At 41.0% G+C, this 15020-nt stretch carries 9 protein-coding genes; 6 read left to right on the top strand and 3 right to left on the bottom strand.

Features of this window, described 5'->3' with window-relative positions; genetic code table 11:
• Positions 1-43 precede the first annotated feature (43 nt).
• The 6 genes from J0L60_08645 to J0L60_08620 are packed head-to-tail and all read left to right on the top strand — an operon-like array spanning position 44 to position 10999.
• Complete coding sequence (locus J0L60_08645; GenBank protein ID MBN8546187.1) at positions 44-1522, top strand: amidophosphoribosyltransferase; 1479 nt, start codon at positions 44-46, stop codon at positions 1520-1522.
• Positions 1512-5726: a S8 family serine peptidase gene (locus tag J0L60_08640; protein ID MBN8546186.1), complete on the top strand. Its 4215-nt coding sequence runs from the start codon at positions 1512-1514 to the stop codon at positions 5724-5726. The genes J0L60_08645 and J0L60_08640 overlap by 11 nt, the downstream gene beginning before the upstream one ends.
• Positions 5723-6286 carry a CDP-alcohol phosphatidyltransferase family protein gene (locus J0L60_08635; GenBank protein ID MBN8546185.1) on the top strand — a complete coding sequence of 188 codons (564 nt, stop codon included), beginning with the start codon at positions 5723-5725 and terminating at the stop codon, positions 6284-6286. Before J0L60_08640 ends, J0L60_08635 begins: the two co-directional genes overlap by 4 nt.
• Positions 6283-7224 (top strand): signal recognition particle-docking protein FtsY, encoded by a 942-nt coding sequence (gene ftsY, locus J0L60_08630; GenBank protein ID MBN8546184.1) that lies wholly within the window; start codon positions 6283-6285, stop codon positions 7222-7224. The genes J0L60_08635 and ftsY overlap by 4 nt, the downstream gene beginning before the upstream one ends.
• A 12-nt stretch (positions 7225-7236) precedes the next feature.
• Positions 7237-8151: a hypothetical protein gene (locus J0L60_08625; protein ID MBN8546183.1), complete on the top strand. Its 915-nt coding sequence runs from the start codon at positions 7237-7239 to the stop codon at positions 8149-8151.
• Positions 8152-8176: 25 nt separating this feature from the next.
• Positions 8177-10999, top strand: coding sequence for an insulinase family protein (locus tag J0L60_08620; protein MBN8546182.1), 2823 nt, complete (start codon positions 8177-8179; stop codon positions 10997-10999).
• A gap of 150 nt (positions 11000-11149) precedes the next feature.
• On the opposite strand, the gene J0L60_08615 is transcribed toward J0L60_08620, so the two are convergent.
• From J0L60_08615 to J0L60_08605, 3 genes are read right to left on the bottom strand one after another with little or no spacing between them, the layout of a single operon-like run.
• The gene (locus tag J0L60_08615; protein ID MBN8546181.1) at positions 11150-13084 is read right to left on the bottom strand and encodes a chloride channel protein; all 1935 of its coding nucleotides are present in this window, start codon (positions 13082-13084) and stop codon (positions 11150-11152) included.
• Complete coding sequence (locus tag J0L60_08610; protein ID MBN8546180.1) at positions 12978-13829, bottom strand: 3-hydroxybutyryl-CoA dehydrogenase; 852 nt, start codon at positions 13827-13829, stop codon at positions 12978-12980. Before J0L60_08610 ends, J0L60_08615 begins: the two co-directional genes overlap by 107 nt.
• A gap of 10 nt (positions 13830-13839) precedes the next feature.
• A complete protein-coding gene (locus tag J0L60_08605) occupies positions 13840-15018 on the bottom strand; it encodes an acetyl-CoA C-acetyltransferase (GenBank protein MBN8546179.1) in 1179 nt (392 codons plus the stop codon).
• Positions 15019-15020 lie beyond the last annotated feature (2 nt).

Genomic DNA, 15020 nt, shown 5'->3' with positions numbered 1-15020 from the left:
CGTATTTGGTAAATTTGACATCTCTTAATAAAAAATACACCTGATGGAAATTACAATTAGCAAAACGAAGTGCTTTTGTGGGATATTTGGTATCTCCAACAATAAAAGTGCCTCCACGATGACATACTACGGACTTCATGCCCTCCAGCATCGGGGACAGGAAGCCTCCGGAATAGTGACGCATGATATTGAAAACAATAAAGATGTCTTCAAAGTTATAAAAGGCGAAGGACTGGTGTCCGAAGTTTTTGATGATTTCGATTTTTGGAAACCTCAACTAACCGGAAATGCCGCGATTGGTCATAACAGATATTCCACAACCGGCTCCTCAAACTCCCGAAAAAACATTCAACCTTTCCTTGTAAATTACCATTCAGGAAATCTGGCTGTTGCTCACAATGGCAATCTGACGAATGACAAAAAATTGAGAGACTGGCTTGTCTCGGAAGGTTCCATTTTTCAGACAACATCTGATACGGAAGTGATTCTTCATCTGATCGCAAAAAGCAAGGAAAAAGATCAACGGGAACAGGTAATCGAGGCACTTAATTTCCTTGAGGGTGCTTTTTCGGTTGTGATTTTAACAGATAAATATCTGGTTGCTGCCAGAGACAAATCAGGTTTTCGTCCCCTTTGCCTCGGCAGACTGGAGGGGACCTTTGTTGTTGCATCCGAAACCTGTGCATTTGACATCATTTCCGCAGAATACATCAGGGACATCGATCCAGGTGAAGTGGTCTTCATACCGTTGTCTGAAGAATCCGCAGAGTTGGAAGTCAGGCACCTGAATGGGAAGACAGCAGGAAAAAAGCAATGTATTTTTGAATATATCTACTTTTCCCGTCCCGACAGCATGATTTTTGGGCACAATGTTGACAAGGTTCGCAGGAGACTGGGAAAGATACTTGCCAGAAATTTTCCGGTGATTCCTAAAGAGAAGGATGATAAAGTCATTGTTATAAGTGTTCCCGACAGCTCAAATACTGCTGCTTTGGGATATGCGCGAGAATTGGAAAAACAGGGAATCAACGCAAAATTTGAAATCGGATTGTTAAGAAGCCACTATATAGGGCGAACATTCATCGAACCCGGTCAGGAAAACAGGGAACTCAGGGTTAAGATAAAATTCAATCCTGTAAAAGGTGTTCTGAAAGACAAAATCGTTGTGGTGGTTGATGACTCGATTGTGAGAGGCACTACTTCAAGACAGTTGATTAATCTGATAAGAGAAGCCAAACCGAAGGAAATCCACCTGAGAATTTCATCGCCTCCCATAATGCATTCTTGTTTTTACGGAATGGATTTCCCCTCAAGAGAGGAACTGATTGCCTACACCATGGATGGCAATGTGGACAAAATCCGCGATTATATCGGGGTAGATTCCCTTAGTTATCTTGATATCAGCCATCTGTATGAATCTGTGAAGGAAGACAGTCCTGAAGATTATTGTACGGCTTGTTTTTCAGGTGATTATCCCGTAAAAGTTGATTTCAATTTCTCGAAGGATCAGTATGAAATTTAGCAGGATTTTTTTTTTCTTCATTTTACTCATCTCGAGTCAGGCATTTTCACAGAAAATTATTTTTGTTAAATACAAGGCATCAGTTCCTTCCTCCGAAGTAAAAAGCAGACTTGATGCCTCCATAAAATCGATAATCGCAACCGATGCCCCGTCAAAGGATTCCAAAATAACGATAGCTCCTTTTGCCAAAGGACTTGCGGACAGAATCCCTGAATTGTCCCGGATTGTTGCCGTAAGAATCTCTGATGAACCTCTCGCACAATCTGTAGCCAATGCACTTAAGGAAAATTTCGAAATCGAATATGTGCAGGAGGGATTGACCTACAAAATTGATTACATTCCTAACGACAGTCTTGTAAATCAGCAATGGGCTCTTTCAAAAATAGGGGCGTTTGAATCATGGGCAATCACTGAGGGTGCTGACACGGTAATAGTGAGCGTAATAGATACGGGAATTGACTATAAACACCCTGATTTGAAAAATAAAGTGTTTATTAACCAAGGTGAAACCGGAAAAGATCAGCAGGGTAGAGATAAAAACTCTAATGGTATTGATGATGATAACAACGGTTTTGTGGATGATTACATGGGATGGGATTTTACTGACAGGACAGGCTTCCCATTCGACACTACAGGGGGTGACTATCTCGACTGGGATAATGATCCGATGGATGAAAACCTCTACTCACACGGTACAGCTGTGGCGGGAATCATTGGTGCTGAAACGAATAATTCTCTCGGAATCGCCGGTGTGGCACCCCGAATTAAAATTCTAAATCTTAGATCATTCGATCCTCAAGGTTATGGCGAAGAAGATGATGTGTCAGCTGCTGTACTTTACTCGGTCCTGATGGGGGCAAAAGTAATAAACATGAGCTTTGGAGATTACTCTTATTCACATGTACTCCGGGATGTAGTCAGGTATGCTTATTCAAAAAATGTTGTTCTCGTTGGAAGTTCAGGTAACTCCAATTCGCCCGATCCTCACTACCCGTCGGGATACAGTGAAGTGATTTCAGTCGGTAACTCAACCGCGGAGGATTATGTCGCAGGAAGTTCGAACTATGGTTCAACTCTTGATCTTGTGGCACCCGGTACGCAAATCAAGACTACCTCCCGTAACTGGAATTACACAGATTTTAACGGTACTTCAGCAGCGGCACCATTCGTTACCGCATCGGCAGCCATGATTCTGTCGAAAAAAAGTTTTTCAAATGAAGAAGTGAAGCAGATACTAAAATCGACCGCTGATGATATCGGGAACCCCGGCTGGGATATCAGGGCAGGAGCAGGAAGACTAAACCTCCTTCGAGCCCTCAAGGTACTCGCTCCCTCTGTCATCAAGTTCAATTTTCCTCTACAGGATTACTCAACTTCTCTTGATACTTTGAAGATTAATGCGACAATTCTTTCATCCTACTTTAAATCTTTCTCGCTTGAATACGGCACAGGATTAAACCCCGTTTCCTGGACTAATCTTATCAGTAACCAGCAAAATCAGGTTTCAGATCAAATCATCTACAATTTTGCTCTTAAAAGCCTAAAAGACTCTGTCTATACACTTCGGCTCAAAGTGGAACAGACAAATTCTTTCACAGCAGAAGAAAGAGTAAATTTTCGTATCAAAAGGTCTGGAACAAAAGGTGAACTGATTTCACTTTTGCCTGCTTATTATGGCGATAAACCGACATTTATGGCTGCAACTTATACAGAGGACCCTGCTGTTGTCAAGATGTATTATAAAAGGAGTTCTGAGTCAGTTTTCAGTTATGTTACACTGGATGGATTTTCGACCAACACGGGTTTTGTGAAACAATTGCACTATGGATTTATTCCGAGATCACAAATATTTCCATCTGAACAGTATGATATCTATTTTGAAGTAACGAATGAGGGTGGATTCAAGACTGAAATCAGGGATACTGTCGACAGATATTTCACACTAAACAGCGGTGATTTGTTCAGAACCTATGAGAAAACCCAAAAAACTTTTACACTTCCGGCAGGATATATTTTTGATAAATCGATTGCTTTACCCGGTAACAACAAGGGAGCCCTCATTCGGGAAGTGATGTCGCCGGAGACCACCAAACTTTACAGATTTGAGAACGAAAAGTTTGTAACTCTGGAGACTGATACTTTAAATCGCAAAATAGCCAAAGACTATGGCGATTTTAACAAAGACGGGGTAACAGATCTGCTATCTCTTTGGGGTTACTCTGCCCACATTCATAAGCAGGTGAACAATACGGGGACATTCCAGCTCGCTACATCGGCTGATACAAGCTATTTTTGGCCCATTGGTGTGTTTGATCTCGACCGGGATAATAAAAATGAACTGTTGGCTGTAAGAAACGATACTACTGTGGTTGTTTACTCAATTAATTCAGATTTATCCCTGACCTACAAATCAAGATTTTACAATCAGTCAGGTATGGGTTTCGGTGGAAATACATTTAACTCGCCATTTCTGGTTGTCAAAGATATTGATGGTGATTCAAAAAACGAAATTGTCTTCACGGATTCTGACGGTGATATAGTTGTAATGAAGGTAAATGCAATAAACGACATTAAAACCGATAAAATCATCAGAACCGGTTACATGTCGTCATCCTCCTTTATTGCTTCGGGAGATTTTAACAGTGATGGAAAAGAGGATTTAGCCGTCCTCCTCCAAGCCGTTCCCGATGTCGATGTTGCTCCTTATAATAGAATAATAATTTTCAATTTCGCCGGAACCAATCTGAATATTTCATATGATAATGCTTTTATTGATCCTGCTGTGGAATTTAAATCCACTTTCCAGCGGGCATCCAATTCACTTAAGTTTTATGATATCGATAGTGACGGCAAGCAGGAACTGCTCCTGTTTACATATCCTTACGCATACATCATTAAAAGTCAGGGATTGAGTGGTGAAATTGTTTCGTATGACGAGAATGTAAATACCAATGCAATTCTAATCGAGGATTTTGACGGAAATGGAATTGCCGAAATAGCTTATCCATATGGAAACATAATCAAATTTTTTGAGTTCAACCAAACCGCTTCGTTTGCTCCGACTCTGACCTCCGCATTCAGTGTGGACAATTCAAAAATCAGAATCAGCTTTCAGGGTTCAGCATCGAAATATTTTGTTTACAGAGGGCTTACAGAATCCGAACTTGTTCTTTACGATTCCACGACCTCCCAGTTCTTCAATGATACCGGTGTGGAGCTGAATAAAAATTATTATTACAAGGTTGAAGGTGTTTCTGGCACCCGTAAAGCGGCCTCCAAAGTGATTAAAGTATTTCATCACTCTCCGGCAAAATATTCTTCTGCCTCTGTGAAAACTCTAAATTCCGTTGAAGTTTTGTTTTCGAACAAGATGAGAAAAGAGATTGATAATCCCTCGGGTATCCACCTGATCAAGGGAAATGAAAAAATCCCGCTTTCCTCCTACACTCCGTCGGGAGAGAATGCTTTCCTTTTAACTTTCTCCTCGAACTTTAATAACGGTCCCAACAGGGTTCTAATTTCAGGACTAATTGACAACTACGGCTCACCCGTTAGCTCGGATACGGCAACTTTTACTTATACTCCCGGAGTCGTTACAGAGAGTTTCTTTATAGAAAGCTTCAAAATTCTTGATAATTACACAGTTTCGATCAGGATGAATCTGGATTTGGATCCTGCGACTGCCGGTGATGTCTCTAATTATTCATTTTCACCCGATAACAAAGTGACTTCCGCGACCGTCTCCCCAACGGATAAGAAGACGGTTATTCTTAGTCTCAAGGGATCAAAACCGGTCGGATCTTTAGGAAGGGAATATACCCTGACATTGAAAAACATCAGATCGGATGCCGGATCCGGAAACTTGCTGATAAATTCAAACTCAGGTGCTACTATTGTTCTTACAGCCACGGCATCCAGTCTTGAAGATATCTATACTTTCCCGAGTCCCGTGGACAAATCAAAACACAGGAGCGTCACATTTGCAAATCTTCCGCGGTATGTGGATATAATTATTTTCAATCTTGAGGGAGTCAGGATTGCAGAGTTTTCGGAAAATGACGGAAATGGTGGAGTGGACTGGAATCTTTTGGATTCAGATGGCAGGGAAGTGCCTTCCGGAGTATATATTTACCGGGCAACAATGACTGACGGAAAAAAGAATGAACTTGGTACAAAAACCGGAAAGATTGCAATAATAAGATGATGTTCGGGATCGAAAAAAAACACTTTTTCCAGGTATCAAATCTTTTGAGTCTTTCAAGACTCTTCGGTTCATTTCCGCTGATATGGTTTTTGGTAAATCCCGACATTCTTGGAAGGCCCTTAACTGTTCTGCTCGTGTTATTAATAAGCATCACTGATTTTTTTGACGGCTATTTTGCCCGAAAATTTAATCAGGTTTCGGAACTGGGGAAAATTCTCGATCCTCTCGCTGATAAGGTGCTCGTAATTTCGGTTTCAATCACATTCTATATCACTGGTATACTTGATCCGGTGCTTTTCTTTGTGATTGTGGCAAGAGATCTACTTATTATGCTTCCGGGTCTATTCCTAAGCAAGAGTATCGGAAGGGTGCCACCCTCCGATTGGTTGGGTAAATGGACATTTTTCTTTATCGGTTCATATCTCATTCTTGTTTTTTTACAGTTGAGTGAATCCCTGCTGTTCATGCGGTTATATTATTACTCACTGATTGTGTTAATAATCGCATCCTATCTAAACTATGTCATAAAAGCTATAAAGATAATAAAGAGTAAAAAATGAGTTTTATTAAGAATTTTAATTTTGGAAAACTAAAAGACGGGCTTTCGAAAACACGGGACAAAATATTCAATAAAATTTCTGAAACGGTTACAGGCAAGGCTGTAATTGATGAAATTACACTCGAAGAGATGGAAGAGATTTTGATCACTTCAGATATCGGATATGATCTTGCAATGAAAATTGTTGATGAAGTTCGGAAAAAACTTAAGTCAGAAAAAGACCGTTCCGGAGATAATGTATTGGCAGTTGTAAAGGCAGTTCTTGAGGAAGAACTCGAGCACTCACTCTCTTCAAAGGAGTATGTTCCTGATGTTGAGCAACACAAACCGTTTGTTATCCTTATTGTAGGTGTAAATGGAGCGGGAAAAACCACTACGATCGGAAAACTTGCCCATAATTTTAAACTATCGGGCTGGAAAGTAGTTGTTGGAGCTGCAGATACCTTCAGAGCTGCGGCAAATGAACAACTCGAAATATGGGCTGACAGAGCGGGAGTTCCAATTATATCCAGACACCAGGGTGCAGATCCCTCCTCGGTTGCATTTGAGACAATTCAGGAGGCTATCAGAATCAATGCCGATGTGGTAATGATAGATACTGCGGGCCGACTTCACACCAAAGTGAATTTGATGGAAGAATTGAAGAAGATCAAAAATGTGATTTCCAAAAAGCTGCCTGATGCACCAAATGAGATATTTTTAGTGGTTGACGGTACAACAGGTCAGAATGCCGTGCAACAAGGGAAGGAGTTCTCAAAAGTTACCGAGCTTTCTGGCTTGATAGTTACAAAACTTGATGGAACTGCGAAAGGCGGGGTAATCTTTCAAATTTGCAGAGAACTGAAAGTACCTGTACGATATATTGGAGTTGGAGAGGGAATTGAAGACCTCCAGAATTTCGACCCCCGTATGTATGTTGAAGCAATTTTTTCAAAGTAAACCAGAGAATACCTGCTGAAACTCCCTGAAAACAAATATTTAATAATAAATTCTCTCTCGGGTAACGGGAGAGGCAGAAAGTTTGCCGGACTCATAGGTCATTCCGGATTGATCTCCGGACTACGGGTTTTCCTTCCAAAAACTCTCGATGAGGCTTCCAGATATTACAATGATCTAAACAGGAGTGATAGCCACATCTTTTTAGCCGGGGGTGACGGTACTTTTAATTCCCTCGTGAATCTTGTTCCACCACCTTACCGTTTCTCTGTATCATTGATTCCCACCGGATCGGGAAACGACCTTACCAAATATTTTCATCTTTCAAACAACCCTGTCGATGTTCTAAAAGCAGCTTTGGCGGCTTCGGAATCTGTTGCAATGGATGTATGGGATTTAAGAATCACCTTCGTAGATGGCAGTGTTGAGAAGAAAAAATTTATCAATACCTCGGGGATAGGATTCGACGCCTATGTTGGTAAATTGAAAGAAAAGAAGAAGTTCCTGACCGGGATGACGGTTTATATCATTTCTCTTATTCAGGCACTCTTCTCTTATACACCTGTCAGATACAAACTGTCCACAGGGGATGGAAAGAATTTGAGCGGAGAAGCCATGTTCATCACTACGGGCAACGGGTTGTATTCCGGCGGTGGCTTTAAGCTGACTCCTGATGCAAAGGTTGATGATGGACTGGCAGATGTCTGTATCGTTGAGAATATGTCTCTGCCAAAAATCTTTAAAAATTTACCGAAAGCCATCACAGGGTCACACCTCGGATTAAAAGAGGTAACTTATTTTACAACAAACAATTACACAATCTCTCTTGATGAACCGGCATACCTGCATCTTGATGGAGAAACATCTGATGACCTGGTCAAAGAGATCAAGATGTCGATATCACCACACAAATTAAATGTCATATTTTGAGTTTTCATCTGACCGATCTGTCATAATGCGAAAGACTTCCCATAACATGCAACTGACAAATATATCAATCTTAGCCCTTTTTCTTTTCACAATAAATCTGTTTCCCCAGACCTCTTCTGATTCAATTCCTAAACACCGTTCTGTTCTTGAGGGCACTCTGTTAAACGGTTTAAAGTATTCAATACTTGAAAACAGATTACCTGAGAAAAAAGCTGAATTAAGGCTGGTGATATTGACCGGTTCTCTTAATGAACGCGATGATCAAAAAGGTCTTGCACATTTTACTGAGCACATGCTATTTAATGGTACAAAGAATTTCCCGGGAAACAAGGTTATTGATTTTCTTGAGTTACTCGGTATGAAATTCGGTCCGGAAATAAATGCCTATACTTCGACAGAAGAAACTGTGTATATGCTAACGGTACCCACAGACCGTGAAACCATTCTCGATTCTGCGTTTATGGTGCTCTCCGACTGGGCGTTTCAGGCTACATTTGACTCTCTTGAGATTGAAAAGGAGAGGGGAGTGGTGCTTGAGGAAATGCGAATGGGAAAAGGGGCTGAGGGCAGAATCAGGGACATTCAGTTTCCTGTTCTTTTCCACAACTCGAGATTCGCACAGAGATTGCCGATCGGTGATGAAAAAGTTCTGAAGTCTTTTCCACACAAAGCTTTGACTGATTATTACAAAGAGTGGTACAGGCCGGAATTAATGTCTGTGGTGGCTGTGGGTGATTTTAAGGCTGGGGATATGGAAACACTCATTAAGAAGTACTTCGGGTCTTACGGTGCCTCTGACACCCCAAAGAAGCGAATTATTTATGAAGTACCGGATCATAAAGAGAGGCTTTATTCTATCGTTGGTGACAAAGAAACAACAACGAGCAATGTCGTCATAGTCAACAAGCGACCTGTACTTAAAGCGAACACTGTGGCTGACTATAAAAAAGGGATCATACATCAGATAGTCGGTTCCATTCTGAGTGAACGACTGTTTGATATTTCTAAATTAAGCAATTCACCTCTGCAAAATGGTGGAGGATACTCCACAACCCTTTCTTATAATAAGGGTGCTTTCGTTCTTTACGCCTCTTCCAAAGAAAATATGATAGATTCGTCATTTTCACTTCTGGTTCTCGAGGGTGAAAAAATGAAAAGATATGGCTTTACGAAAGAGGAATTCTCGCGGGCTAAAGAAAATCTTGATGCATCTATGGATAATTATTACAGGGAGAAAGACAATCAGTATTCCACCGGTGTGGTGAATGCCTTGCTCGATCAGTTTATAAATGATGCAATTTATACGGATATTGAAACGGGTTATAAGATATACAAGGAAATTGTACCACAAATCACCCTCTCGGAAGTGAATCAAATTGCATCAGAACTGATTTCTGATTCGAATATGGTAACTCTCGTTTCCTATCCTGAAAAAACAGGTGCAATTGTCCCAAAACAGGAAAATCTTGAAAATATCTTCAAATCTGTTACCACCATGGAGATTGCAAAACCTCAATCGACGGAAGTAAACAAGCCGCTTGTGGAAGTGGAACCCAAACCCGGCAGAATCGTTACAGAAGAAAACCTTGATGTTTATGATGTAAAATTGTTGACTTTGAGTAACGGCGCAAAAGTTTACCTAAAAAAAACCGGCTTGCAAAAAGATGAAGTGCTAATGTACGGTTTTAGCCGAGGCGGTCTCTCCAAAGTTGAGGATAAGGACCTTGTCTCAGCAAATTACGCAACCTCGATCGTCGAGGAATCTGGTTTGGGTGAGTTCAATCTTACTGAACTTTACAAAAAACTTGCAGGAAAAATGATATCAGTCCAAACAAATGTGACTGAGCTATATGAGGAGATTAACGGACAAAGTTCGGTCAATGATCTCGAGGATTTTTTCCGGCTTGTGTACCTTACATTTGAAAAACCGCGTCTGGATACAATATCCACTGCAAATTTTATGGAAAAACTGAGAAGTTATCTGATCAATGAAGGACTGTCACCAGACAATGTGTTTTATGATTCAATTGTTGTGGCCCTGTATAACAACAACCCGCGGATGAAACCGATGAGTATCAGCCGTTTCGGTGAAATAAATCAACAAAAGGCATATCAGATATTCAAGGAAAGATTTAATTCAGCAGGCGATTTTACTTTTGTTTTCACCGGAAATTTTGATGAAGATGTGATTAAATCACTCATTTGCAGGTATATAGCATCACAGAAAAGTGTGGATCATGAAGAATGGCTTGACAGGGGAGTCAGGTATTCTCAAAATGGTGGTGAAAAAACCGTGAAAAAAGGGATGGAGAACAAGGCAACAGTTTTTCTTGCTTTCCCGGGCAAGTATGACTGGAGTAGAAAAAGTAATCTCGAATTAACGATTCTGCAAAAAGTCCTTGATATCAAGTTTAACGAGGTAATCCGCGAGGAACTTGGCGGAAGTTATTCTATTTCTGCTGGTGTAAGTTTTAATCAGTATCCTGAATCTCAATTCAATAATACTGTATTTTTTAATTGTGACCCTGCCAGAAAAGAAGAACTTACAGCTAAAACAGAATCTATCATTGATTCTTTAGTACAAAACTTCAACGATGAAACAACACTTCAGAAAGCAAAGGAAAATGCTCTTAAGGAACGCGAAGAAGTTTTCCAGACAAACAGAGGCATACTGAACCTGATAAGTTCACATGCTATGAGCGGTTCTGATTTGAAAGGATTTACTGAGGGAAACGAGATTATCAGAAAGATGACGCTAAAGGATATTTCTGAGATGGCGAAAAAGACTTTCAACAAAAAGTCGATGTTAAAATTCTACTTGATTCCGGCGGTTGAAGTTATAAAGTAATTCGATGATTTAACGACAGGTATTTGTCTTTGAAAACTACAAATGTGGGGAGGCGGGGTGAATGTGTTGGCCCGGAAAGCCTCGATCAAACGGTATTGCTTTTAGTTTACATAATATACATTATAGGACATTTAAAAGGTCTTAAAACGGTTAACTTGACAGATCAAGGTTCTTTTCTGCTAAAAACAACTCATTCTGATATACTCTAAGTATTTTTTGTTTTGACACTACCCCGATGAATTTGTCATCTGTGTTGTAAACAGGAAGAAATTCCAAATCAAAAGTTTCCATCATCTTCAGCGCATTATCAGCATTTTCAAGGTCACTAATCTTTGTGAACCTTTTCTTCATCAAATCTCCGGCAATTAAAAACTCCATTACGGCCATGGTCTCTTCATCGAACAGTGATTTTCTCAAATCTGTGTAAGATATCACTCCTTTGACTTCACCCGATTTATCGACTACAAGAAGCGTCTCATACTGAGAATTCCTTAATGACTCGACAACCCTTTGGTAAGTGTCTGATTCATGAATAAATTCTTTCACATCTTCAACAATAGATGAAATCTTCATCGATTTGAGGACCGAGCTTTTTCTGCCGTAGACATCCAGTCCGGTGCCTTCCTTACCCAGTCTTAAGGTGTAAAGTGAACCCTTTAGGATTCCCTTGGAGATCATTGTTGAAATAATAATTGTGAGCATCAGAGGAAGGATAATTTTATAGTTGTTTGTCATTTCAAACACCATAATAAGTGCCGTGAGTGACGCATGAGTGGTACCGGCAACAACAGCTCCCATTCCAACGAGAGCATATGCGCCCGGTGCAGCAGGTACTTCCGGAAATAGAATGTTTACAACCTGTCCGAATGCTCCTCCGAGCATGGCTCCGGTAAACAGACTGGGTGCAAAGGTTCCACCATGCCCGCCGGATCCGACTGTAAGTGATGTTGCAAGCGGTTTTAACAAAAAGAGCAAGATCATCAACTCGAGTGTGTTCTGGTTGTAAAGCGATTTATCTATTGACTGCTGATTGAAGCCGTAGATTCCCGGTAACAACACACCGATGATGCCAACCATCAAGCCTCCGATGGCCGGCTTAAGAAATGTCGGAACAGTCAGTTTCGTAAACATTTCATCGAAATAGAAAATCACTTTTACGAAGTAAACTGCCATCAAACCTGAAAGAATTCCCAGAACAATGTAGAATAAAAACTCTGAGTTACTGTTCAGATTGTAAACAGGAATTTGAAATGCCGGCTCTTCACCAATAAATCCTCTTGAAATAACCGTCGCAAAAACTGATGAGACAATAATCGGACCTAATGATCTGGAATTGAAAGTCCGAAGTATTATTTCCATAGTGAAAATTGCACCACCCAGCGGAGCATTAAAAGCTGCTGAAAGTCCCGCTGCAGCACCACAACCCACGAGAATGCGCAGTCTGTCAGAAGAGAGATTTAAAAACTGACCAAATCCGGAACCTATTGCGGCACCTATCTGAACAATTGGTCCTTCTTTTCCACCTGCACCACCGGTACCAATACTTATCGCGGTCTGCACAGTTTTAAGAATTGCAACACTTCCCTTTATAATTCCGCCCTTTGTAGCAACAGCGAGGATTACATTCGGTATCCCCTCCCCTTTTTTCCCTTTTTCGAAGATCATGGCGAGGGTACCAACTACAAGTCCACCAATTGCAGGAACCAGTATAACATACAAGACTCCGGTGACGGTGTCAGGGTAGAAAGTTTTGAAGCCGGAAATTATTTGCGGAGGAAGAAAAAAGAAGAGATCTCTTATAAGTTCAATGGAATAATGAAAAATGACGGCGCCGAAACCGCATAAAACTCCGGTAACAGCGCCTAAAAGAAGTGTGTATCCATCTTGAGTAAGATCCCAGTTATACGATCTGATTGGAATCTTAAGTGCATAATATTTGAGTACGGCAGAGACTGTAGCAATCCAACCGACTCTTCTATTATTGGTACTTATAGAACCCTTCCCCCGATTTCCTGCCGAGTTTGCCTGCTGATACCATCTTTTTAAGGAGCGGACACGGTCTGTATTTCGGATCGTTAAATCCAAAATAGAGCACATCCATTATTGCCAGGCAAACATCCAATCCGATGAAATCAGCAAGTGTAAGAGGTCCCATTGGATGATTCATGCCCAGTTTCATTACTGAATCGATATCTTCCTTTGAAGCCACACCTTCCATTAAACAAAAGATGGCTTCATTAATCATGGGCATCAGGATTCTGTTCGAAATGAAACCCGGATAATCCTGAACTTCAACAGGAACCTTCTGAAGTTTTAATGTCAACTCCTTAATGGTGGCATAGGTTTCATCACTGGTTGAGTAGCCACGGATAATTTCCACGAGTTTCATTACGGGAACGGGATTCATGAAATGCATTCCAATGAATTTGTCGGCTCTTGTTCCGGGTGCAAGTTCAGTAATCGAGATGGAAGAAGTGTTGGACGCAACTATCGCTTCAGGTTTAAGAAATTTCTCTAAGGTGTTAAAAATACTTAACTTAACATCTTTATTCTCAAAAACAGCTTCAATCACAAGATCAGAATCGGGATCAATATTCTCCACACCAATCAGTGTGCTTATATTTGAAAGAGCCGAATCCTTCACTTCAGAAGTGATGGTCTCTTTTTTCACCATTCTTTCAAGACTGGACGAAATGTTCACGATAGCCCTGTCAAGCAGTTCCTGTCTGGTTTCAACGAGAGTAACCTTGAAACCGTTGATCGCAAACACGGTAACGATTCCATTACCCATGGTACCGCCGCCAACCACAGCCACTTTGTTAATATTCATATGATCTCCTCTATTCGTATTTTTTGACGATCATTGCGGAAGCTTCACCACCACCGATGCAGAGACTTGCCAGACCGTATGTGGAATTTCGTTTCATCATCTCATGGACAAGTGTGGCTACAATTCTCGCACCACTTGCACCGATTGGATGTCCGAGGGCAATAGCTCCACCATTAACATTTGTATTTTCAGTGGTAATTCCGGTTAATCTGTTTACAGCAATTGAAACGACAGCGAAGGCTTCATTAATTTCATAGAGATCGATATCGCTTACCGTCAAGCCTGCTTTATTCAATACTTTGTGTATGGCGTCTGCAGGTGCAATTGTGAAATCAACAGGAGCTTTTGCAGCCGAACTCTGAGCCACAATTTCAACGAGAGGTTTAAAACCCAATTCAAGAGCTTTTTCCTCAGACATCACTAAAACTGCAGCGGCTCCATCGTTCAGATTACTTGCATTTGCAGCAGTAACCACACCTTCTTTATCAAAAACGGGTCGAAGCGTCGGAATTTTGGCGAAATTGGTCTTTTCAGGATCTTCATCTTTATCGATGACTGTTTCCCCTGCTTTGGTTTTAAGTACCAAAGGAATCATTTCTTCGTTAAATCTGCCTTCTTTTTGAGCATTCTGAGCTTTTGTATAGGAGTTGATAGCGAATTCATCAAGCTCTTCTCTGGTGATGGTCATGTTTTTTGCACATATTTCAGCACAATTTCCCATGTGAATTTTATTGTAAACATCTGTAAGTCCATCGAGTAAAACTGAATCAAGAATTTCGCCGTGGCCATACTTAAATCCGTTTCTTGCTTTTGGAAGCAGATAAGGAGCATTGGACATTGACTCCATGCCGCCAGCAATTATTACATCTGCATCACCGGCAAGAATAGCCTGTTGTGCGAGCATTATCGCTTTTAAGCCACTGCCGCACATCTTATTTAATGTCATGGTTTCGACTGTGTCGGGTAAACCGGCATAAATTGCAGCCTGGCGAGCAGGGGCCTGTCCCTGACCTGCCATAAGCACATTTCCGAATATTACTTCGTCAACCTGCGATTTATCGATGCCCGATTCCTCGAGCACAGCCTTAATTGCAAATGAACCGAGTTGTGCTGCGGTAAAGGATGCAAGTGTACCACCGAATGAGCCGATTGGGGTTCTTTTTGCGTGAGTAATTACTACTTTTTTCATTT

The sequence above is a fragment of the Ignavibacteria bacterium genome (assembly GCA_017302895.1).
In the GTDB taxonomy this organism is placed as follows: Bacteria; Bacteroidota; Ignavibacteria; order Ignavibacteriales; family Ignavibacteriaceae; genus UTCHB3.
This window is presented reverse-complemented; position numbering and strand designations above follow the sequence as displayed.

Coding starts and splice junctions, on each gene's coding strand:
- J0L60_08610 (MBN8546180.1), bottom strand. CDS start 13,829: ATGAATATTAACAAAGTGGCTGTGGTTGGCGGCGGTACCATGGGTAAT.
- J0L60_08645 (MBN8546187.1), top strand. CDS start 44: ATGGAAATTACAATTAGCAAAACGAAGTGCTTTTGTGGGATATTTGGT.
- ftsY (MBN8546184.1), top strand. CDS start 6,283: ATGAGTTTTATTAAGAATTTTAATTTTGGAAAACTAAAAGACGGGCTT.
- J0L60_08620 (MBN8546182.1), top strand. CDS start 8,177: ATGCGAAAGACTTCCCATAACATGCAACTGACAAATATATCAATCTTA.
- J0L60_08635 (MBN8546185.1), top strand. CDS start 5,723: ATGATGTTCGGGATCGAAAAAAAACACTTTTTCCAGGTATCAAATCTT.
- J0L60_08640 (MBN8546186.1), top strand. CDS start 1,512: ATGAAATTTAGCAGGATTTTTTTTTTCTTCATTTTACTCATCTCGAGT.
- J0L60_08605 (MBN8546179.1), bottom strand. CDS start 15,018: ATGAAAAAAGTAGTAATTACTCACGCAAAAAGAACCCCAATCGGCTCA.